The organism is Clostridium sp. MT-14 (genome assembly GCF_042436595.1).
In the GTDB taxonomy this organism is placed as follows: Bacteria; Bacillota; Clostridia; order Clostridiales; family Clostridiaceae; genus Clostridium_B; species Clostridium_B aromativorans.
The window spans coordinates 63,211-85,547 of record NZ_JBHMIY010000004.1; the positions used below are offsets into that span (position 1 = coordinate 63,211).

The 22,337-nt window shown below is 34.9% G+C and carries 19 protein-coding genes, 11 tRNA genes and 1 riboswitch; of the genes, 2 read left to right on the forward strand and 28 right to left on the reverse strand.

The window, feature by feature from the left end; all coding sequences use genetic code 11:
- Positions 1–37: 37 nt before the first annotated feature.
- Complete coding sequence (locus ACFHWD_RS04780; protein ID WP_179978118.1) at positions 38–697, reverse strand: hypothetical protein; 660 nt, start codon at positions 695–697, stop codon at positions 38–40.
- A gap of 235 nt (positions 698–932) precedes the next feature.
- Here ACFHWD_RS04780 and ACFHWD_RS04785 point away from each other — a divergent pair, with 235 nt between their 5' ends.
- Positions 933–3,905, forward strand: a complete 2,973-nt coding sequence (locus ACFHWD_RS04785; protein WP_378060868.1) for an HAD-IC family P-type ATPase — start codon at positions 933–935, stop codon at positions 3,903–3,905.
- A gap of 125 nt (positions 3,906–4,030) precedes the next feature.
- Here the strand turns inward: ACFHWD_RS04785 and ACFHWD_RS04790 are convergent, their stop codons facing one another.
- The 19 genes from ACFHWD_RS04790 to ACFHWD_RS04880 form a co-directional block, all read right to left on the reverse strand.
- Positions 4,031–4,474: a C-GCAxxG-C-C family protein gene (locus ACFHWD_RS04790; protein ID WP_150357895.1), complete on the reverse strand. Its 444-nt coding sequence runs from the start codon at positions 4,472–4,474 to the stop codon at positions 4,031–4,033.
- A gap of 52 nt (positions 4,475–4,526) precedes the next feature.
- Positions 4,527–5,507, reverse strand: coding sequence for a radical SAM/Cys-rich domain protein (gene arsS / locus ACFHWD_RS04795; RefSeq protein ID WP_378060871.1), 981 nt, complete (start codon positions 5,505–5,507; stop codon positions 4,527–4,529).
- 11 nt (positions 5,508–5,518) lie between these two features.
- On the reverse strand, positions 5,519–5,851 hold the full coding sequence (locus ACFHWD_RS04800; protein WP_150357897.1) for an arsenosugar biosynthesis-associated peroxidase-like protein: 333 nt from the start codon (positions 5,849–5,851) through the stop codon (positions 5,519–5,521).
- 341 nt (positions 5,852–6,192) lie between these two features.
- Complete coding sequence (locus ACFHWD_RS04805) at positions 6,193–6,708, reverse strand: hypothetical protein (protein ID WP_179978120.1); 516 nt, start codon at positions 6,706–6,708, stop codon at positions 6,193–6,195.
- A 617-nt stretch (positions 6,709–7,325) separates the two neighbouring features.
- On the reverse strand, positions 7,326–8,006 hold the full coding sequence (locus ACFHWD_RS04810; protein ID WP_150358607.1) for a ComF family protein: 681 nt from the start codon (positions 8,004–8,006) through the stop codon (positions 7,326–7,328).
- The gene (locus ACFHWD_RS04815; protein WP_179978121.1) at positions 7,979–9,004 is read right to left on the reverse strand and encodes a hypothetical protein; all 1,026 of its coding nucleotides are present in this window, start codon (positions 9,002–9,004) and stop codon (positions 7,979–7,981) included. The genes ACFHWD_RS04810 and ACFHWD_RS04815 overlap by 28 nt, the downstream gene beginning before the upstream one ends.
- Complete coding sequence (locus tag ACFHWD_RS04820; protein ID WP_150358609.1) at positions 8,988–11,225, reverse strand: ATP-dependent RecD-like DNA helicase; 2,238 nt, start codon at positions 11,223–11,225, stop codon at positions 8,988–8,990. The genes ACFHWD_RS04815 and ACFHWD_RS04820 overlap by 17 nt, the downstream gene beginning before the upstream one ends.
- Positions 11,226–11,334: 109 nt before the next feature.
- A complete protein-coding gene (gene metK / locus ACFHWD_RS04825) occupies positions 11,335–12,510 on the reverse strand; it encodes a methionine adenosyltransferase (RefSeq protein ID WP_179978122.1) in 1,176 nt (391 codons plus the stop codon).
- Between the two features lie 70 nt (positions 12,511–12,580).
- A riboswitch (SAM riboswitch) is annotated at positions 12,581–12,685 on the reverse strand.
- 71 nt (positions 12,686–12,756) lie between these two features.
- Positions 12,757–12,841 (reverse strand) — tRNA-Tyr (locus tag ACFHWD_RS04830).
- A 5-nt stretch (positions 12,842–12,846) separates the two neighbouring features.
- Positions 12,847–12,922 (reverse strand) — tRNA-Thr (locus ACFHWD_RS04835).
- Positions 12,923–12,943: 21 nt separating this feature from the next.
- Positions 12,944–13,019: transfer RNA gene (locus ACFHWD_RS04840), tRNA-Val, on the reverse strand.
- A gap of 7 nt (positions 13,020–13,026) precedes the next feature.
- Positions 13,027–13,111: transfer RNA gene (locus ACFHWD_RS04845), tRNA-Tyr, on the reverse strand.
- Between the two features lie 5 nt (positions 13,112–13,116).
- Positions 13,117–13,192: transfer RNA gene (locus tag ACFHWD_RS04850), tRNA-Thr, on the reverse strand.
- A 21-nt stretch (positions 13,193–13,213) separates the two neighbouring features.
- Positions 13,214–13,289, reverse strand: a tRNA-Val gene (locus tag ACFHWD_RS04855).
- Positions 13,290–13,296: 7 nt separating this feature from the next.
- Positions 13,297–13,381 (reverse strand) — tRNA-Tyr (locus ACFHWD_RS04860).
- A 5-nt stretch (positions 13,382–13,386) separates the two neighbouring features.
- Positions 13,387–13,462: transfer RNA gene (locus tag ACFHWD_RS04865), tRNA-Thr, on the reverse strand.
- A 21-nt stretch (positions 13,463–13,483) separates the two neighbouring features.
- Positions 13,484–13,559, reverse strand: a tRNA-Val gene (locus tag ACFHWD_RS04870).
- Between the two features lie 7 nt (positions 13,560–13,566).
- Positions 13,567–13,651 (reverse strand) — tRNA-Tyr (locus ACFHWD_RS04875).
- A 5-nt stretch (positions 13,652–13,656) separates the two neighbouring features.
- Positions 13,657–13,732 (reverse strand) — tRNA-Thr (locus ACFHWD_RS04880).
- Positions 13,733–14,007: 275 nt separating this feature from the next.
- On the opposite strand from ACFHWD_RS04880, the gene yyaC reads away from it, so the two are divergent.
- Positions 14,008–14,547 (forward strand): spore protease YyaC, encoded by a 540-nt coding sequence (yyaC, locus tag ACFHWD_RS04885; protein WP_150358611.1) that lies wholly within the window; start codon positions 14,008–14,010, stop codon positions 14,545–14,547.
- Between the two features lie 23 nt (positions 14,548–14,570).
- Here the strand turns inward: yyaC and ACFHWD_RS04890 are convergent, their stop codons facing one another.
- The 8 genes from ACFHWD_RS04890 to atpD form a co-directional block, all read right to left on the reverse strand.
- The gene (locus ACFHWD_RS04890; protein ID WP_150358612.1) at positions 14,571–15,602 is read right to left on the reverse strand and encodes a rod shape-determining protein; all 1,032 of its coding nucleotides are present in this window, start codon (positions 15,600–15,602) and stop codon (positions 14,571–14,573) included.
- Positions 15,603–15,702: 100 nt separating this feature from the next.
- Positions 15,703–15,957: a sporulation transcriptional regulator SpoIIID gene (spoIIID, locus tag ACFHWD_RS04895; protein WP_150358613.1), complete on the reverse strand. Its 255-nt coding sequence runs from the start codon at positions 15,955–15,957 to the stop codon at positions 15,703–15,705.
- A gap of 195 nt (positions 15,958–16,152) precedes the next feature.
- Positions 16,153–16,860 carry a M23 family metallopeptidase gene (locus ACFHWD_RS04900; RefSeq protein ID WP_179978123.1) on the reverse strand — a complete coding sequence of 236 codons (708 nt, stop codon included), beginning with the start codon at positions 16,858–16,860 and terminating at the stop codon, positions 16,153–16,155.
- 161 nt (positions 16,861–17,021) lie between these two features.
- The gene (spoIID, locus tag ACFHWD_RS04905) at positions 17,022–18,053 is read right to left on the reverse strand and encodes a stage II sporulation protein D (protein WP_378060876.1); all 1,032 of its coding nucleotides are present in this window, start codon (positions 18,051–18,053) and stop codon (positions 17,022–17,024) included.
- Positions 18,054–18,248: 195 nt separating this feature from the next.
- Positions 18,249–19,505 carry a UDP-N-acetylglucosamine 1-carboxyvinyltransferase gene (gene murA / locus ACFHWD_RS04910; RefSeq protein ID WP_150357541.1) on the reverse strand — a complete coding sequence of 419 codons (1,257 nt, stop codon included), beginning with the start codon at positions 19,503–19,505 and terminating at the stop codon, positions 18,249–18,251.
- 54 nt (positions 19,506–19,559) lie between these two features.
- Complete coding sequence (locus ACFHWD_RS04915; protein WP_179978124.1) at positions 19,560–20,180, reverse strand: hypothetical protein; 621 nt, start codon at positions 20,178–20,180, stop codon at positions 19,560–19,562.
- Positions 20,181–20,532: 352 nt separating this feature from the next.
- Positions 20,533–20,931, reverse strand: coding sequence for a F0F1 ATP synthase subunit epsilon (locus tag ACFHWD_RS04920; RefSeq protein WP_150357545.1), 399 nt, complete (start codon positions 20,929–20,931; stop codon positions 20,533–20,535).
- Positions 20,932–20,942: 11 nt separating this feature from the next.
- Entirely contained in the window at positions 20,943–22,337 is a 1,395-nt protein-coding gene (atpD, locus tag ACFHWD_RS04925; RefSeq protein WP_229980674.1) for a F0F1 ATP synthase subunit beta, read from the reverse strand.

The window sequence follows — 22,337 nt, forward strand, 5'->3', positions numbered from 1 at the left end:
TCTTCTCACATCATCGGCTTTTATTCAACAATTCTATTTAAAAACTTGCAGATTTTAAGTTACGTGCATCAAGTATATTCTCAATGTTATTTATACTCATAATGAAGGCTTTAATTAATTCATTTTTTAAATTTACCCTTACATTTATCAACAACCCCTTTATTTGATTGTATATTAATTCTTGATGTTTTTTCTTTTGATTTGCCAGGTTATTTTTGCTTAATATATTTTTACCTGAAATGCTCTTTTTTAGCATTTCCTTTACTACACTACTCCAGCATATTTTATTTAAAATACATGATATACTAAGATCTATAATATCTTCGCAAATTCTAGATGTTATTTGAGTAATTTCAATACTATTAATCGTCCCCCCAAGAAGATCAACATAATAGTCTTCTATTGATCCTATTGATACAGCACTCAAATGCAAATATCCCATATTTTTAACAATTTCCATATTGACCTTAGATAATATACTCTCTATGCACTCTTTAACCTGGCAATCCGACAATACTCCTTCTGCAAAGTTCTTTTCCCCGTGTAACGTCAAATTATCAGCCAGCATCCGAGAATAGACAACTGCTTGTTTCATATGGACAGAAAAAAATATATCCAGCTCTCTTTCCACTAGTAAAATACAAGACATTTCAAGTTCACTTATATTGCTTTGGGAATAAAAATGTGAACCCTTCATAGTATCCTCCTATTACAATTCACAAAAGATTCTATCATTAAATAATATCTATTTAAATTCAACATCCGTTTTTATTATTTTATTACTCAAAAGTAAACTGGACATAAAGCAAATGTTAAACCAACGTTAAAGTAAAAATCAAGGAATAATTTATAATTTTATCGGAAAATATAATTAAGTAATCCAAAATAAATCAATTCAGCAGTTTACAAATGGGAAAGGTAGATGTAACAGAGTGCTTCATTCAAATAATAATATCAAAAATCGTATGGACGACTATGATTTTTTATATAAAAGAATAAGGATACCAATTAAATCTGTTTATAGAAACCAATCGGCGGTATCTCCAATAACTAAATATATCATGTCTATAAAAGGAGTAAAATTAGCCAAAGCCAATACCATAACTGGTAAAGTATTGATCTTATTTGATGAAGATATAGTATCAGAGAGATACATCGAAAAACAGATCAATATTTATATAAAAAAAACTAAAGTTATTCATGATTCCAACATAATTAAAATCAATAATATAAATGAAGAAACAGCTCTGCCAATTGGTTTTGAAGATAATACACCAATATCAAATGTTTCAACAATTAACAACTTAACACCATGGCATACAATGGATAAAGATCAAATTGAGACTATGCTGAATGCGAACCTCAAATACGGTCTGACCAGTAAAATGGCATCAAAAAAAATAAAAGAGCTTGGATTAAATGTGCTATCAGAGAAAAAAAGAAGTTCGCTAATCTCTAAAATTTTGGAAAGTTTCAATAATTTTTCAATAAAATTACTCCTTGGAGTCAGTGCAGTTTCATTTATCTTGGGACAGATTCCAGATGCCATAGCTATACTCAGTATAGTATTCATTGAAACGGTACTTGGGACTGCCCAACAGCATAAGGCAGAGAAATCCATGTATTCTCTAAAGGATGTAATGGTGCATAAAGCTAGAACACTTAGAAATGGACATGAAACTTATATAGATGCCAAGCATTTAGTTACAGGTGATATAATCTTAATTCAGGCAGGAGATAAAATACCAGCCGATGCCAGAATAATTGAATGCTACGATTTAAAGGCCACTGAAGCATCACTAACTGGCGAATCCACTGCTGTAACTAAATCCGCTGATCTATGTCATAAATACACTGAACTTGGCAATAGACACAACATGCTGTTTATGGGAACTAACGTTATTTGCGGTACAGGTAAAGCAATTGTAGTGGCCACAGGAATGAATACTGAGATAGGAAAGATTGCTGCAATGCTTCAAAACATAAAATCCCAGGCAACTCCTCTCCAGATAAAAATGCAAAATTTTACTGCCAACTTAACCAAAATATGCCTGGCCTGCTGTGCATTTATCGGTTTTGGTGCCCTGCTTGCCGGTAAAAGTCTTGTCCAGGTTTTAACCATGTCAGTAAGTTTTTCTATAGGAGCTCTGCCTGAAAGCCTTCCAGCTATTGTCACCGTTGCCATGGCTTTGGGAATACAAAGAATGAGTAAGCAAAACGTCATTGTAAGAAAACTGACCGCCCTGGAAACATTGGGTTCCACTAATGTAATTTGCTGTGACAAGACCGGAACTCTTACCATGAACGAAATGACAGTTAGAAGAATTTACACGGACAGATGCCTGTATGATGTAACTGGCTCAGGCTACAACCCCAAAGGCAGTATCAATCTTATCGATGGAAATCCTACAGGAGAAAACTGCCTTAAAAAACTGTTAGCTGTTGGAGTAATCTGCAACAATGCATTCTTAGTAAGAAACAACAATAAATGGGCTGTGCAGGGTGATCCAACAGAGGGTTCTTTAATAACCGCCGCCCGTAAACTGGGATTAGATGAAAATATGCTCAGAAATTTTAATCCCCGTATAAAGGAAATTCCCTTTGATAGTTCCAGACGATTCATGACCGTAATAATAGAGAAGTCAGAAGGTAAAAATGCCTTTTGTAAAGGTTCGCTGGATTCTGTTATCGAAAAATGTAAAACTATTTATGAAAATGGAATAGAAAGGCTTCTAACGTCAACGGATAAAGAGAGACTTATGTCAATAGGCGATGAAATGGGGAAAAATGCTCTCAGGGTTTTAGCTTTTGCATATAAGAAAATTAACTGTAAAGGTTCTGAAAACGTCGATAATAATTTCGTCTTCCTGGGGATAGTTGGAATGGAGGATCCACCAAAGAAAGGTGTCAAAGATTGTATAAAAAAATGTCACAGAGCAGGCATAAAAGTTGTCATGATCACAGGTGATCACAAAAACACCGCAGCTGCCATAGGGAGAGAGTTAGGTCTATTAACCAATGGCCTGGTTATGTCAGGAAACGAACTGGAAAATATAACAGATGAGGAATTAGACTGTAAAATTTGTAAAGTACAAATTTTTGCAAGAACTTCTCCCGAGCAGAAGCATAGAATCGTAAAGGCTTTTAAACGATTTGGATATGTAGTCGCTATGGCAGGTGACGGTGTTAATGATGCCCCTGCTATTAAAGAAGCCAACATAGGTATAGCTATGGGAAATAATGGAAGTGACGTAGCTAAAGATGTTGCCTCCATAACTCTTGTTGACGACAATTTTTGTACAATAGTAAAAGCTATTGAAGAAGGAAGAGCTGTCAACAATAATATAAAAAATTCCATGAAGTATCTGTTGGCAGGTAATCTTGGTGAAATAATTGCCATTGCCCTAGCCTCTACTGTAGGAGGAATACTACCTCTTATTTCTATACAAATACTATGGACAAATTTAATTTCAGAAAGTATTTTAGGTTCTGCTTTAACTACAGAACCATCCAGTGATGACGTGATGAATTCGTCACCTTTGAAAAGATATGAACCTTTGATCAGCAAAAAACTAGGGTTACAAATTGCCAGAAGGGGTCTTGGAATAGGTTTAACTACCTTTGCAATATTCGAAGGATCTCTGATTTTGGGAGCAGGTTTAAATAAAGCTCGGACTTTAGCTTTTTCCAATCTAATCTGTTCTCAATTTTTAAACCTATACGATTGTAGGGGAAATAAACCTGCATTGTCCAATAGGTATATAAACATTGGAGTTGCTTCTTCCATGGCTATGCTGCTAAGTATAATATATCTACCATTTATAAGCCCGTACTTTGGAACACAATCATTAACACTATTGGATTGGGGTGCTGTAACAGGAATGTGTATGATCAGTAGAATATAATTGAAACTATATTTTAACATGGAAATATTGTAAACTGCTGGCCATAAGCCAGCAGCAATTTATAATATATTCTCAATGAATTCAAAATAAACATTAATTGTTCTAAAAAATTTATTTTTTCTACATTATTGTACATCTTCCGATAATATCCCAGATAAAATCTCTGTAACATAAACTGTTAATTTCGGGCAAAAACTCAAGAGCAATCCCTTTTCCAGAATAATTTTCATTTCCTCTGGTTTACTGATGTCATATCCCAATAATTCCCTGCAAACTGTAGAATTATATCTCATTAAAAATTTTTTCCTGAATTCAGTTACTTTAGCTACATTTTGATTTTTGACGTCGGGGGTATTCTTCAAATAATGACCATATTTAAGACCAATTGCTATCAACGCACCAATAACTGCACCGCAGGTTTCTCCGGAGAACATGCCCCCGCCAAAGCTGGCAGCAATTTTATTTGCCTGTTTTACATCAATACCCAGTTCTTTTGCAAAATTGCTCAGCACTACCTGTCCACAGTCAAAACCTTGTTCAAACAATTCTACAACTTCATTTTCTCTCATCGGCATTTCCTCCCCGTTTTTGAACAAATTTATCTGCTATATTTGTCAGCATTTAAGCAATAGTTCCTCCACAGCTAGAACCACTGCCAGCTGTACAAGCATAGCAATGATCTCCAAAAACAATTTTTCGAGCAGCCACAGACTTCCCCTTTAAATCTTGAATTTGGTGTTTGCTCTCTGCTGTCCATCCTCGTGCCTGATTAAAATCGCAGTCATACAACAGGCCATCCCATCCTACGGATAGCTGATTACGGCACATCATATTTTCCAGTGTCTCAGGGTTAAAAGCAGACCACAAGCGATTCATGTAAGGTTTCAAATTGCCGCTTCTCTCTAAAAATTTACCAAATCGGCCAATAGGGCTGTTTGTAATTGTATACAGTTTATTAAATGTTATTCCATATTGTTCCATCAATTTTCTCTTATATTCCAGAGTCAAGCTATCTTGTTTTGGTGGTAAAAAAGCACCCCCAGGATTGTATACTAGATTCAACACCAAATCCGGTGTTTTACCATATCCCAATTGATTAAATTTTCGCAGCATATCAATACATGCTTTAAAAACTCCAATGCCTCTTTGCCTGTCGGTATCCTTTTCTGAGTAGTACGGCAAAGAGGCTACAACTTCCACATTGTGATGAGCGTATAATTCAGGCAAATGAGTATAACCTTTTTCTGTTAAAATAATCAAATTAGAACGGACTATAGTATGTATTCCTTTTTTTGATGCTTCCTCTATCAACCATTGAAAATCAGGATTCATCTCAGGTGATCCTCCCGTAATGTCAAGCACAGAAAATTTATTTTCTTCAAATACCTGAAGACAATCCTTCATAGTTTGGCGGCTCATGATCTCAGTGCATGTGGGTCCAGCATCCACGTGACAATGCTTACAAGATAAATTGCAGCGATTTGTAATATTTACTTGCATGATATCCAATTGGGACCTTGTCCTACAAAATTTCTGACCCTTAACTCTTTCTGAAAAAAGAGGAATTCCATCAATTTGTTCCAAATATAAATTCTGTTTCATATTCATTTCCTCTATAATTCCAGCTTTTTAATTACGTTCTTTGCCTGCATACCATGAGCTAATGTGGCCCCACCTCTAATAGCCGCAGCAACATGAACGGCTTCGATCATCTGTTCCTGATTCACACCCATTTCCAGAAGTGCCTGTGTATAGGAATCAATGCAATAAGGGCATTGAATGGCATGTGCCACTCCAAAAGCAATAAGTGCTTTTTCTTTAGCTGTCAACGCACCATCAGCAAACACATGGCTATAATAATCCATAAATTTTTTCCACATTTCAGGTGCATCCTCTCCCATGTTCCCAAACTGAAGTAAATCCTCTGGATTGTAATAAGTATTCATTATTTTTTCCTCCTAATAGATTAAATATAATATTAGACATTGTCTAACATCCATACTATGATCCTATAATTTCATGAATAGCATGTCAACAGTTTTAATTAATATCGTTAATATAGAGCGGTTAATCAGTACATTTCATGTTTTTTCTTTAGGTTATTTGCAACCATACAGCAAATTACCATCCCAACCATACTTAACCCAAGCCACAATTCTAAGAATACTGGAATATATTTTATTAAATCCCTCATAATAATCACCTTTCTTAAAAATTCTCTTTCTGGTTTTATTGTCAGGCTGGAAATTAAGATTCCAACCTGACAACCTATGTTATTCCATATATCCTACTTATGTGTTCCGATGTTTACAGTTCCAGATTTATTTCCAGCAGTTCTATTAATACTGCCACTCTGATGTCCGCTGTCTTTATTTATTGCTCCGCCTTTATTGCCAGCTTTTTGATTTCCAACATTTTTTGATGCAGGCGTAGTTTTATGCCCTTGTCTTGATGCAGGTTTATATCCTGATGTAGAATAAGTAAATATAGCCAATACTCTTGATTCTTGATAACTATTTATAACATTTGCTGCAACCAAATTATCAAGTCCAATTTTGAAATTTCCTGTAGAATTATACACCGCTAATATTCTAGATTCCTGATAGGAATTTATGACCCCTGATGCTACCAGATTATTAAGTCTTGCTGTGAAACTCCCATAGGAATACTTGTAAACAACTCCTAGTTTTGGTGCGGGGCCATTATATCCTGGAGCAGCACTTACTGTTGTAGCAACTCCTGTACTTAATATTGGTGCAATAACCATAGCAGCTGATATTACTTTGTATTTCATCTTTAACATTTTCTTGTACCTCCTGAATTAAATTATTTAAAGTTAAATTTAACTTTAAATATAGTATATATAACTACTATGGTTAAAATATATTATATTTTTGTAATTTTCATGTGATACGTTATTTCTGTGCTGGTTGAAAATGCAATGGTAGCATTTGGAAAATCATACATTATACTCATCCTTTCAAATAATCATTCTTATTTTCGCTAAGGTTATTTCCTTAGACCACTTATAAGTATATATGGTTTCCATTACAGCTTAGTGTCATATTTATTAACTGTTTGTAATAAATTTTACCATCCTATGAACAAAATAAAAATAATTACCAATTAGGTCGGGAATTTTTATTTTAAAAAGGAAATATGACAGTCTATAAAGGACTGCCATACCGCACTATCAGTGCATTGTCGAGCTAGCTGACCTGGTCTTTGACCCCACACTCGCCTGCTGGAATTTTCACTACCCGGATTTATCCTCTCATTACTAACCCTCTCGCGTTTACAGCGGCAGGACTTACTTCTAAGCCGCACCATGCTCATTAAATATCTTATTTAACTTACGTGGATCGTTTTGCCTGCGACTGGCATCGACTTTCAACCACAGACCTAGCTCAACTATTAAAATTATACCCTACTTTTCGCTCCAGTCAATATATTAATTTTTTTTGCTCCATTTTTCAAAAGTTCAGAACCACAGCAAAAAGCAGTGGCTCCAGTAGTTAAAACATCATCTACCAACAAAACACTTTTGCCTTTAATACAACAGCTATTGTAAACTTTAAAACTTCCATATATGTTGTTCCATCTTTCTTCCCTGCTCAATCCTATTTGATCCATAGTATCTTTAGTCTTAGTTAAACAATGCACAACAGGTTTCCTAAAATGTTTTCCCAAAGTTCTCGCTAAATATTCACCCTGATTATATCCTCTCTTTTTAAAAGACTTCCTTGTCATGGGAACATATGTCAGCACATCAAAATGTATATTGTTGTTGCATATTGTATCTTTCATATAAGATGCTATTATATCCCCCGACTTAAAAGAATTCTTATATTTTAATTTTATTATAAGTTCCATCATGGCACCTGAATAATATGAACTGCTGTAACAGTTAAATTGACAGTTGTTGCTTTCAATTTGAAATCTATCCCTGCAAATTTTTATATTATCCTTACAAGTCCTACATATATTTTCACCGTCATATATATCCTTCTTGCAGAGTACACATTTCTCATCATTACAGTATATCAATCCCAATACACAATCCCACAAAAAAGCTAAATTTTCAACAAACCCATATCCCATGCTTCTCTGTTAAAGTTCCTGGTTATATCTCCGGCTTTTTCCATATCTTTCGTTTCTAAATTGGCTACCAATATAACCTCTCCCTTTACGTTCCTTCCACCTCTTTTCATACTCCCACATAAATAAACAAATTCTTTGTAGTTAAAATCCATATTATCAGCAAAATATACCATTATATTTGAATTTTTGCCATTAGATATAATCTGCTTGAAACTATCAGTTATCAATATTGAATCCTTCATTTCAAAAAACTTGCTCACAGATTTTTTACAGGATTCCTCTTTTTTGGTATAGCACAAGATATTTTTACATAAATTTTTACAATAATTATGTGTATAAGAATAAACGTTTGCTGCTTTAAATTCATCCGGAACATATATTATTGCTTTCTTACCTTCACTTAAAGACCATTTCAAATAGTCATATACTACAAATGGTATGTTCTTATTCATATCAAATCTAGTGAGTATAGTTCTAGGTTCTACTATAGGGCCTTCCCTCCCAATGGGGAAAAACAATTCTCTGCTATTTTCAAATATATTTTCTATGGAATATACAATCGCTTTACCCTGTTTATAAGTAAGTCTATCAATTAAATTAACTACCTCATATTTGTTGTATATCGAAAAGCTATTTATATCATCGTATATTACCAGCTGAAATTTCTTTTCTAATTTAAGCGCACTATGAAAACTACATACTTCAAGTAAACAATTCATATCGTTTCCTTCTTTTTTTATGTAGGCATAATTCCTAAAATCCGTATATTTTTTTACATTTTTTATTATACTAACTCTATTAGGTTTCTCATCCGTAATATAAATTACATTTTTATTTTGTCTAACATAGGTTATAATAATATCTATAAAAAACTCGGAAGAATTGTATGGAACAGAAATAATGCTTAGAAAATGTTCTCCAGACCCATTCCATTTCACTATTTCACTCTTTATTTGCTCCATTTTACTTATAAAATTCGTACTATTCCAAAGTAACATCCGTTTCACTCTCCATTATATCCATTATTCTGTATTTTAATAACGAATACCTTTCAAAACTTCTATTGTTATTTATCATAAAACTTAAAGCCCTTAAATCTCCTACCAATACCACCATCTGCTTTGCTCTAGTTATGGCAGTATACAATAAATTCCTGTTCATCAGCAAAGGAGGCCCCATAAATATTGGAAGAACAATTACCGGAAATTCGCTGCCTTGACTTTTATGTATAGTTATTGCATAAGACAAATCCAATTCATCTAAGTGCATACTATCATATACGACCCTTTTGTCCTCATCAAATACAACAGTCAATGTATTTTTTTCCTCATCTATGCACTCGATATATCCAAAATCGCCATTAAAAATTCCTATACCTTCTTCTGGATTTTGTTCTGAAATTCCAGTCCATTTCAAAGTATAATCATTTTTAATCTGCATTACCTTGTCACCCACTCTAAAGACAGTATTCCCAATTTTCTTTTCCTTCTTTTCCGAAGATTTTGGATTTAACACTTCCTGAAGTCTTGAATTTAAGTTGGATACTCCCAAAATCCCCTTCCTCATTGGAGACAATATCTGAATATGCTGCATTTTATTCCACTTTTTATTGAAATTTGGCAATCTTCTATCGATCAATCCCATGAGTATATCCATTATAGCAGAGGGTTCTCTACATTTTATAAAATAGAAATCCTTTAGTTTTCTGTTTAAAATAGGCATTTCCCCTGAATTTATCTTATGTGCATTCACTATGATCATGCTTTCCCTGGATTGTCTGAATATCTCCTTTAATCTAACTACCTTAATACAGCCACTATCAATAAAATCTCTGAGTACATTCCCCGGTCCCACTGAGGGCAGCTGCTGGGCATCTCCTACTATTACAAGTCTGGTTCCAACTGAAATAGCCTTTAATAAATTATTCATAAGCATTATGTCTATCATAGAAGCCTCATCTATAATTACCACATCACATTGAAGAGGTGACTCTTCTCCTCTAGAGAAAAACATGGATTCCTCATCATTTTCTACTCCCATATCAAGCAGCCTGTGTATAGTTTTTGCCTCTCTTTTAGTAGCCTCTGACATTCTTTTTGCTGCTCTCCCAGTAGGTGCACCCATAAGGACTTTATAATTTGCCTTCTCAAACAACTGAATTATACAATTTATAATTGTGGTTTTTCCCGTACCAGGCCCTCCTGTTATTATTTCTACACCATTTTTTACCGCTCCTTCAATAGCTTCTTTTTGAGAAGGTGCAAATTCAATGTGATTTACATTCTCAAAATTTTCAATCTCCTTATTTACATCAAAGCCTATATTCTCATAATTTGAAAAAGCTAGGGTTAAAATCTTTTTGGTTACACTCAATTCGCAATAGTAATATGCCATCGGAAACACACATAGTTTATCCTCATATTTTTCTAATTTTATTTTGCCATTTATTGAGTTCTCATATATATTCTTTTCTAATTCTTCTTCAGTTACTCCAAGTATATCTTTACCTTCCTTTATAAGTCTGTCTATGGGCATATAAGTATTTCCTAAACTACAAAACTGATTTACTACATACCTTATTCCGCTCTGTATCCTAAAATCAGAATTCTTTTCTATTCCAAGACTAGCAGCTATTCTATCGGCCGTTTTAAATCCTATCCCACCTATTTCTTCCGTAAGTATATAGGGATTTTCTTTTACCTTACGCACAGAATCACTTCCAAATTTCTTGTGTATTTTTACACACTGATTTGGAGTTACCCCATAAGTTTGTAAAAATATCATTATGTTCCTTATCTCATTTTGCCTGGAATAAGACTCTGCTATTAGAGCTATTTTTTTCTCTCCTATACCTTCTATTTCCCTTAGTCTATCTATGTTATCATCTAATACATGAAGAGTATCTTCTCCAAATTTCTTGACTATTTTTCTTGCAGTGACAGGTCCTATGCCCGATATTATTCCTGAAGCTAAATATCTTTCTATACCAGTAATAGTATTAGGCACTATTTCTTCAGAAACTTTAACTTTAAACTGACGCCCGAACTGAGGATGCAGTACCCATTCCCCCATGACCTTTAAATTCTTTCCCTCAGTTATATAGGGTATACAGCCTACTATAGTTACTATGTTCTCTCCTTCTTTCATTTTAGCAACTACATATCCATTGTCCTTATTTTGAAATATTACATCTTCTATAGTTCCCTGTAAATCCTGCATAGAATCTCTCCCATTTCAATATAACATATCATTTGAGTATAATTATAACACATCAATCCAATTTTAAAAAAGCTCTGTATAATTTATCATATACAAAGCTTTTGAATTTCTAAATATATTTTTTTATATCTTCGACTTTATCTAATCTCTCCCAGGGCAAATCTATATCTGTTCTTCCAAAATGTCCATAGGCTGCAACCTGTTTATATATAGGTCTTCTTAAATCCAAATCTCTTATTATAGCAGCAGGTCTCAGATCAAATACCTTTTCCACTATGTCAACTATTTTCTCCTCTGGCATTTTTCCTGTACCAAAAGTATCTATATTTATGGACACAGGCTTTGCTACTCCTATGGCATAAGCAAGTTGTATTTCCAATTTATCTGCCACACCTGCAGCTATCAAATTCTTCGCCACCCATCTTGCAGCATAGGCAGCTGATCTATCCACTTTAGTCGGATCTTTTCCCGAAAATGCTCCGCCGCCATGTCTTCCATATCCACCATAGGTATCCACTATTATCTTTCTTCCTGTAAGTCCTGAATCCCCTTGGGGTCCACCAACTACAAATCTTCCTGTAGGGTTTATAAGATATTTAGTATTTTCATCTAAGAAATCGGATGGTACAATTGGCTTTATGACATTCTCAATTATATCTCTTTCAATCTGTTCTTTAGTTTCCAATTCATCATGTTGGGCAGATACAACTATAGTGTCAACTCTAATGGGTTTATCGCCCTCATATTCTATAGTAACCTGAGTTTTACCATCCGGTCTTAAATAGTTCAAGATACCATCTTTTCTGACCTGAGAAAGCCTTTTTGCCAGTTTATGAGCTAGGCTTATTGGCATAGGCATGTATTCAGGAGTTTCATTAGTGGCAAATCCAAACATCATACCTTGATCTCCGGCTCCTATAGCATCTATTTCTTCCATTTGTCCTTTTTTTGCTTCTAAAGACTTATTAACACCAATTGCTATATCTGATGATTGTTCATCTATTGAAGTTATCACAGAACAAGTATCGCAATCAAATCCATATTTAGCCCTGGTATATCCTATTTCCTTTACAGTTTTTCTAACTATTTTGGGAATATCCACATAACACTTAGTCGATATTTCTCCCATAACCAATATCATGCCTGTAGTGGTAGCAGTTTCACAAGCTACTCTTCCATAAGGATCTTGTTCCAATATAGCATCCAGAATAGCATCTGAAATCTGATCACACATTTTATCCGGGTGTCCTTCTGTAACTGATTCAGACGTAAATAATTTTCTCACTTTCAATACCTCCACACTATATAAAAATAAAAACCTCTTCAAGTAAGAAGAGGTTAAATAATTAACTGCTCTCTTATCTTGCAAAGTCAACTTGCAGGAATTGGCACCTTGGCAAAATTTCTACTGGTTGCCGGGTTTCATCGGGCCATTTTCCCTCCACCTCTCTGGATAAGAGCTTTTATTATGAGCTTACAATATTTACAAAAAATCCTTATAAAATAAAAAACACTCCAATAGTGCTTTTTATGGTGGAGGAAGATGGATTCGAACCATCGAAGTCACTGACAACAGATTTACAGTCTGCCCCCTTTGGCCACTCGGGAATTCCTCCACATTTGGTGCTGGCAGTAGGCTTCGAACCCACGACCTACTGATTACAAGTCAGTTGCTCTACCTGCTGAGCTATGCCAGCTTATTTTGTTATATAAAATAATGGTGGGCACAACAGGGCTCGAACCTGTGACCCTCTGCTTGTAAGGCAGATGCTCTCCCAGCTGAGCTATGCGCCCACAGTATTGGTGGAGGAAGATGGATTCGAACCATCGAAGTCACTGACAACAGATTTACAGTCTGCCCCCTTTGGCCGCTCGGGAATTCCTCCACATTTGGTGCTGGCAGTAGGCTTCGAACCCACGACCTACTGATTACAAGTCAGTTGCTCTACCTGCTGAGCTATGCCAGCTTATTTTGTTATATAAAATAATGGTGGGCACAACAGGGCTCGAACCTGTGACCCTCTGCTTGTAAGGCAGATGCTCTCCCAGCTGAGCTATGCGCCCACAGTATTGGTGGAGGAAGATGGATTCGAACCATCGAAGTCACTGACAACAGATTTACAGTCTGCCCCCTTTGGCCGCTCGGGAATTCCTCCACATTTGGTGCTGGCAGTAGGCTTCGAACCCACGACCTACTGATTACAAGTCAGTTGCTCTACCTGCTGAGCTATGCCAGCTTATTTTGTTATATAAAATAATGGTGGGCACAACAGGGCTCGAACCTGTGACCCTCTGCTTGTAAGGCAGATGCTCTCCCAGCTGAGCTATGCGCCCACAGTATTGGTGGAGGAAGATGGATTCGAACCATCGAAGTCACTGACAACAGATTTACAGTCTGCCCCCTTTGGCCGCTCGGGAATTCCTCCACATTTGGTGCTGGCAGTAGGCTTCGAACCCACAACCTACTGATTACAAGTCAGTTGCTCTACCTGCTGAGCTATGCCAGCTTATTTATATAAAACCACATTTTAGATAAAATATAAAGGCATTTAACGTTTAACGTAGTTTAGTATACATTTTTACAAGATTATTTTCAAATTTCATATTTGAGTAAAATTTAATATTAAACGTTTATTTCTCTGCCTACCTCGTTATTTCTTTTAAAATCATATACCTCTATTTTAGTCCTAATAATTTACATGATTTCATCATATAAATTATATATAGTGTTTGCTGTGAACATTATCCATAAGCATTGTATACATAAAAGAAGGTGAATATATTGAGTAAAATAAAATCCAATTATAAAAACCCACTGGCATATTACGATTTAGCCCATTTTTTAAAAGATCACATCAACAAAGACACCGTTATAGTGTGCATTGGTACAGATAAATATATAGGAGATTGCCTTGGTCCTCTAGTAGGTACCCTATTAAAATGCAAGCATTTTCCTCTACCCGTTTATGGTACAATACCAGAGCCAATACACGCTTTAAACATTGAAAGTAAGTTAAACGAAATAAAATTGCTTCACCCCAATAATAATATTATAGGAATTGATGCTTGTCTAGGTGATCATGAAGCCATAGGTGAAATACAGGCAAGAGATTTCCCTGTACACCCTGGCAAAGGAGTAGGAAAATCTCTTCCAAACGTAGGAGATTCATCAATAATAGGGATAGTAGACTCAAACAGCAGTGAAGATGTATTCAGCAATACCAGCAACATACGCTTAAACCTAATTTTAAATATGGCTGAAGTAATACTCTATTCATTGATTCACTCATACTACCTCTACTACAATAAGATATTATTATAATATATATGATTTTACTCTTTTATTTAATCTATTAAAGTTATGTCATCGCCTGTAAAAATAACTTCCATTTTATCCAAATATTCAAGAACTTTACCTGTACCTAAAGCTACACAGGATATTGGATCTTCGGCTACATAAACGGGCACACAGGTAACTTCCTGTATTAAATCACTTAAGCCATTTAGCAAAGCTCCTCCTCCAGTCATAACTATGCCCTTTTCCGCTATATCTGCAGATAGTTCTGGAGGAGTTTTTTCCAATACCGCCTTGGTTGTATCTGCTATAGCATTTACAGTTTCCTTCAAAGCTATTCTCATCTCTTTAGAAGATATTTCCATGTTCTTAGGAAGTCCAGTGATTAAATCTCTTCCCCTTATTTCCATGCTATTTTCTTCATCCTTGTGAAATGCAGAACCTATTTTTATCTTTAAGTTTTCTGAAGTTCTCTCACCAATCATCAATTTATGTTCTTTTCTAATATATTTCATTATAGCTTCATCAAATTTGTCTCCTGCTACTTTAATTGAAGCCCTTACCACTATTCCTCCCAGTGAAATTATAGCCACATCGGTGGTTCCTCCTCCTATATCAATTACCATACTTCCACTCGCTTTAGTTATATCGATTCCAGCACCTATAGCTGCAGCCAATGGTTCTTCAATTAAAAATACTTTTTTTGCACCTGCATTTTTAGCTGCATCGATTACAGCTCTTTTTTCAACTTCAGTAGCCTCGCAGGGAATGCAAACAACTATCCTTGGCGCTGACATTCTCTTCTTCCCACAAGCTTTTCCTATAAAATACTTCAGCATTTTTTCCGTTACATCGTAATCGGATATAACTCCATCTTTTAACGGACGAATTGCAACAATATTACCCGGTGTCCTGCCTATCATCTGCCATGCTTCTTCTCCCACAGCCAGCACTCTATTTTTACTCTTATCTATGGCAACCACAGAAGGTTCTTTTAAAATTACCCCCTTGCCTTTAATATATACAAGCACCGTAGCCGTACCTAAGTCTATTCCCATATCAGTTCCTATATTAAAAAACATCCCTTTTTTCACTCCTACTCTAACTTGCTTTTCATAATAAAATGTAAATACATTTACTATTAATTATAATATCATATTATAATTATAATGGGAATGTTTTTTAACCTTCAATAGCTTTATATTTCATTTTGGTGGCCTTTCCACCTCTTATATGTCTTTCTGCTTTATTATAATCCAATATACTCTTGGCCTCCTGGGCAACCTGTGGATTTATTTTTGGCAACCTCTCAGTCATATCTTTGTGTATAGTACTTTTACTGACTCCAAAAACTTTAGCAGTTTTTCTTATAGTAGCTTTAGATCCTATTATATATTTAGCAACTTCCATAACTCTCTCTTCAATATAATCTTTCAAACTCATTCAACTCCTTCATACAAAAATGTTATTATTCAAAACTTTCTATTATAAAATCGTTTAAACATTTTCTACGTAATTTAAAAAACTTTTAGTATATACTTGTCCTTCCATATATAAATATGCCCCTTTATACCTTAAAATTCATTGTATATGAGCCATTTCTCTATAAAACCTAAGAGAAATGGCCAAATATTAATATTTTATATATTTACCTGGATCAACAAATTCTTTTCCCTTCAAAACAGCAAAATGTAGATGATTCCCATATTTTTCATAGGCTGATCTCAAAGTAGTCTTGCCCACTATTCCTATAACTGCTCCCTTTTTTACCGTCTGACCTGCACTGACTTTAACGTTTGGATCTAAATTAGAATAAATGGTCTTCAATCCATTTTGATGATCTAATATGACTTCCACTCCATCTTGCGTTGCAGTATTTACCGCTTCTACTTTTCCATCCATTGCTGCAAATACTGGTTTCCCCAAATCTGTTTGTATATCATATCCTAAGTTGGGTCTGTACGTTCCAGTAGAATTCCAATATACCGGATCTTCTGAAAATCCTCTTGCAATAACTCCCTCCACTGGTTTTTGGAATGAAGTACTCATTGAATTGGATACTCCTTTCGAAGCCTCCTTCTCAGCATTTGCCTGGCTGTTCTCTTTAACTTGAAGGGCATTGTCATAGCTTGAAGAAGGATTTTTATCCGCCTTTGCAGTTTGCTTAACCTGCTTTTGTTCTATGGCTTGACTTTTCTGCAGCTCAGCACTCTGTTCTTTATTGTTTTTTGCAGTCAGCAGTGCAACTGTTGCAACTATACAAAGACAAATAAATAATATTACGTAAAAACCCTCCTTTTTCAAAAAGTTAATCGCTTTATTTGAAAATTTTTTGTCCATATGAACACCTCCTTTTTGTAGTTTGTCCAGAGAATAACAAAAAATACATATTTTATAAATTTTTTATAAATTTTTTGTAAAAAAAGGGAATGCTGTAAAACCGTTTTTAAGAATAGTTTTACAGCATTCCCTTTTGTAATATGCCGCATAGAATATTATGTTTACTTTAGAAATAAAGATACATTTTTTAAACTTATACCAGTATAATAATGACTTAAAATCTGCATGTAATTTTTACCCTCTTTAGCCATAGTATTGGCCCCCCATTGACTCATTCCAACTCTATGCCCATATCCCAGGCATTCAATATAAACCTTGTCTTTAAAATATACAGTAAAATTTGTAGAATTCAGCCCCATAATAGCTCTAAATTTAGTTCCAGAGATAGTAATCGAACCAAGTTTAATCTCCTTGACTGCTCCTCCTTCCGTTCTGTCCTGTACATTTACTTCTTTAGATAGGCTTTTTAAACTCAGTCCCGAGCTAGGATAATACATATTTACCTTATCTACAAAGTTCTTATAGGACATTCCCACTGAAGTTTTATATTTATTATGTGCACTCTCTTCCTCTGGGCTTTTCACGCTCTTCAAATACCCCTCTCCTTCTTTAAATACATCTTCTGCATTTTCCGTCCTCCCTCCACTTATGGCAAAATAATAAGGTTCCATAACTAATTTACCCTTATAGGACAATACCTGCCCCGATGTAGCTTGTACAGCTTGTTCTATCTTATCCCAGTATTCTTCAGCTTTTGCCTTTGGCCAGGTATTCATCCTATTCTCTTTGCTTTGAAACACCTGACATGCCACAGTGTCACATACATCTGCTCCTGTATTACTCTTATATTTTTTCCCACCATATACTTCCATATGGGCAGCTCCAAAAGTTCTCGCTGCCACAGCTTGAGCTTTAAGGGCCTCTTTTGAAAATTCCGCTGGCATTTCACCTGCCACCACTCCCAGAACATAATCCTCCAAACTCATTTCTTCTATTTTATGTTTCTCGGTTATATACACTCTTATACTTTTTGAATTGTCATGATCTTCTCTGAATATTATATTTTTTGATTTCATTATAAATTCTGGCAGACTATCCCCTCCATTTTCTTTTCCCACTATGATGAAAGAAAGTACAATGATAAAAAGTACACTCATAAATATCAATATTGCAGATTTTTTTAAAAAGTTCATGATTTACCTCTCTACTATTCCACACCCATCTATATTTTCAATAGTATATTCTTATTATTATTACATCTAAAATATTCCAATCACGGACATATTTAAAAACCTCTATTAAAGCTGTACAATAATTCTGCAAATATAACTGCACATTAAAAAAAAGAAGATCTTGATTAATCTTCTTCTCTACACATCATTAAATTATCAATTTATCCTCTCAATATCAGCACCTAATCCTCTGAGTTTTTTTTCAATATCCACATATCCCCTGTCTACATGATATATATCAGTAACTTCTGTTTCTCCCTCTGCTGCCAGACCACAGAGTATTAGAGCAGCACCAGCCCTAAGATCTGTTGCCCTCACTTCTGCTCCTGTAAGTTTATCAACTCCCTCTATGACAGCACTCCTTCCATCTATCTTTATGTTTGCTCCCATTCTTTTCATCTCCACTGCGTGCATAAATCTATTTTCAAAAATAGTCTCAGTTATTATACTCGTCCCTTTAACCGTACATAAAAGGCCAGTCATCTGAGATTGCATATCAGTGGGAAATCCAGGATAAGGCATTGTTTTAATATCTATAGGTCTTAGATTTCTATCTCCATCTACAATCAAACTATTTCCTTCCACTCTTATATACACTCCTGCTTCAGTTAATTTAGCAATTATAGGTTTTAAATGTTCCTCATTTATGCCATTTATTTTAATTTTGCTTCTGGTTATGGAAGCAGCAACCATAAAAGTTCCAGCTTCTATTCTGTCACATATGGGTTTATGAGTACTTCCCCTTAAATCTTTAACTCCTATTACATGAATAGTCCCGGATCCTGCCCCTACAATTCTAGCACCCATGCTGTTCAAAAATTTGGCCAGATCTTTTATCTCCGGTTCTTCTGCTGCATTTTCTATTATAGTTTCTCCTTCAGCCATTACTGCTGCCATCATTATATTTTCCGTAGCTCCCACAGATGGAAAATCTAAATATATTTTACTGCCTATTAACTTTTTAGCTTGTGCCTCCACATATCCATGTCCTATATTTACTTCTGCTCCAAGAGCACTAAAACCCTTTAAATGCAAATCTATAGGTCTGGTTCCAATATTGCATCCCCCTGGGAGAGATAATTTAAATCTACCAAACCTAGATATCATAGGACCCATTATTAGAAATGAAGCTCTCATTTTTTTTACCAGCTCACTACAGGGACTGCAGTCCCTTATATTGGAAGTATCTATTATAATCTTATTTGCATTTTTATCTATATTTATATCTGCAAATATACTTCTCAGTATATCGCTTATTACAAAGACATCTTCAAGCATCGGGACTTCCTCTATTATACATTTGTCCCCACTTAAAATACAAGCTGCTATAACAGGTAACACAGAATTTTTAGCAGTACTGATGTTTACTTCTCCATGCAGTTTATTTCCTCCCCTAACCACTATTTTACTCATAATGTTCCTCCATTCTATAATTTGCTGATATGTTAATTATTTTGTACTACTATACTAGTATGTTGTCATTATTTCCGGTGTTCCCATAATTATATAGATTCCAGTAGAGTATTTTACAACAGAATAATTAAAATCTATCAAATCTCCGTTACTCTGTATTGGATCAAACATATGAGTATATGCAGTAGAGCTGTATCCTTGATTTAAGGGCACAGTTTTGATATTAGATGTACCTATGTTTTTCAAAGTATCCTCCAGTTTTCTATTTACAGTTGTAACGTTCCCCATTTGTACCTTAGCTTTTACATATTGATAGTACTGACATTTTTCTCCTACATTAGATAAACATTCTTCAACCATATTCTTTAGATATGGCAATTCATAATCATCACATTTTTCAACAACATTAACAGTTATAATATTATGATTTTCATACTGAACACTTTCTATGTAGCCATTTATGTAACTATGGCCAAATTCTATTGAATATAATCCATTATTTCTCAAAACTTTTTTGTCGAGTTTTTCATATTCAAGTAAATTCTGAAATATTCTATTTACAACTTTTTCTCCCTGTTCATCAGTGCTAAAAACTGCCATGACATTACATTCCTCAGGACTACTATGAGTATCATCCAGTATATATTTAAATAGATCAGCTTTTTTTTCATTCAAAACAATATTTTTTGGAAAACTTAAACTACCTACACTACTTCCATAAGCTTTTACATAGTACTGAAAAGAAAATATACACAATAATAAGCAAAATAATATTTTTATATTTTTCATATAAAACAGTTTTGTGAAAATATTTCACAAAACCTTCCCCCCTTTTCTCTTAAACATTATGGACAACTTTTATACTAATATTCAAAAAAAATAAAATTCCATAGAAGGGACTTTATATTAATATATAAATTTACTCAATAAAAGGTGCATATTTTCAAATAAAAAACACTGCCAAAATCATTATATAAATGAAGTTTGACAGTGTTTTTTCACATTTAAATAAACTATAAAAACACATCTATTGCTTTAGATTAATTCTAGCCAGCGCTCTAGCAAGTGCCAGTTCTGCTCTTTGTACATCAATTCCATCTCTATTGGTCAGTCTTTTTTTTGCCCTATCCCTGGCCTCTTCTGCTCTCCTTATATCTATTTCCTCTGGCCATTCACAAGCATCACACAAGATTTTTAATTTATTTTCTTTTACTTCCAATATTCCAACAGATGTAAATGCCTTTAGTTTCTTGTTATCTTTTTGAACAATCACTGTATCAGCAGGTCTCAAAGTAGTTATTAAAGGCATATGATCTGGAAGAATTGTTATGCCTCCTAAAGTACTTTCCGTTATCAATTCTATCACTTCTCCCTCATAAAATTCCCTATCGGGAGTAAGGATAGTCAATTTTAACACTTCTGACATATTAATCTCCTTTAACTCTGTGCCATATTTTTAGCCGCTTTAACTACTGAGTCAATAGTCCCTTTAAAGAGAAAAGCTGCTTCAGGCAAATCATCATATTTGCCTTCGAGTATTTCTTTAAATCCTCTTATAGTTTCCTTTATAGGAACATACTCTCCCTTATAACCTGTAAATTGTTCCGCAACAGTAAAAGGCTGAGATAAAAATCTCTGTATTCTTCTCGCTCTCAAAACCACCAGTCTGTCTTCTTCTGACAACTCATCTACACCTAGTATAGCTATAATATCCTGGAGTTCACTATATCTTTCGAGTATGTTTTTAACTCCTGAAGCCACTTTATAATGCTCTTCTCCTACAATTCTAGGATCCAGAATTCTAGAAGTAGATGCCAGTGGATCAACTGCAGGATAAATTCCAAGCTCTGATATAGATCTAGAAAGAACCGTAGTAGCATCAAGATGTGTAAAAGTAGTTGCCGGTGCCGGATCAGTCAAATCATCTGCCGGTACATATACAGCCTGAACAGATGTAATAGAACCCTGCTTTGTAGATGTTATTCTTTCCTGCAGTGCACCCATTTCCGTGGCAAGTGTCGGTTGATAACCAACAGCGCTAGGTATCCTACCAAGAAGTGCAGAAACCTCTGAACCTGCCTGGGTAAATCTAAATATATTGTCAATAAATAAAAGCACATCCTGACCCTGATCTCTAAAATATTCTGCCATGGTAAGGCCTGTGAGCGCAACTCTCATCCTTGCTCCAGGCGGTTCATTCATCTGCCCAAATACCAGGGCAGTTTTATTTATGACACCAGAATCCTGCATTTCATAATACAAGTCATTTCCCTCTCTTGTTCTCTCTCCAACGCCCGTAAAAACAGAGAGTCCACCATGTTCTTTGGCTATATTATTTATAAGTTCCTGAATAATAACTGTCTTGCCAACGCCAGCCCCTCCAAACAGCCCTATCTTTCCACCTCTTTGATACGGTGCAATTAGATCTATAACTTTAATGCCGGTCTCAAACATCTCAGGTTTTACAGATTGATCTTCAAAACTTGGAGCTGGTCTGTGAATAGGATAATATTTATCTGATTTTACTTCTCCCTTTTCATCAATCGGCTGACCTAACATATTAAAAAGTCTTCCCAAAACTTGTTCTCCTACAGGTACAGATATAGGTGAGCCAGTATCTACGGCTTCCATTCCTCTAACCAACCCATCTGTACTCTCCATAGATATAGTCCTCACTATATCATCCCCCAAATGCTGAGCAACTTCTGTAACAATTTTTTTATCTCCTGATTGTATATCTATGGCATTGTATATGTTAGGAAGGTTTTCTGTATTAAATTTTATATCTACTACAGGTCCTATAACCTGAATAACTTTGCCTATATTTGGCAT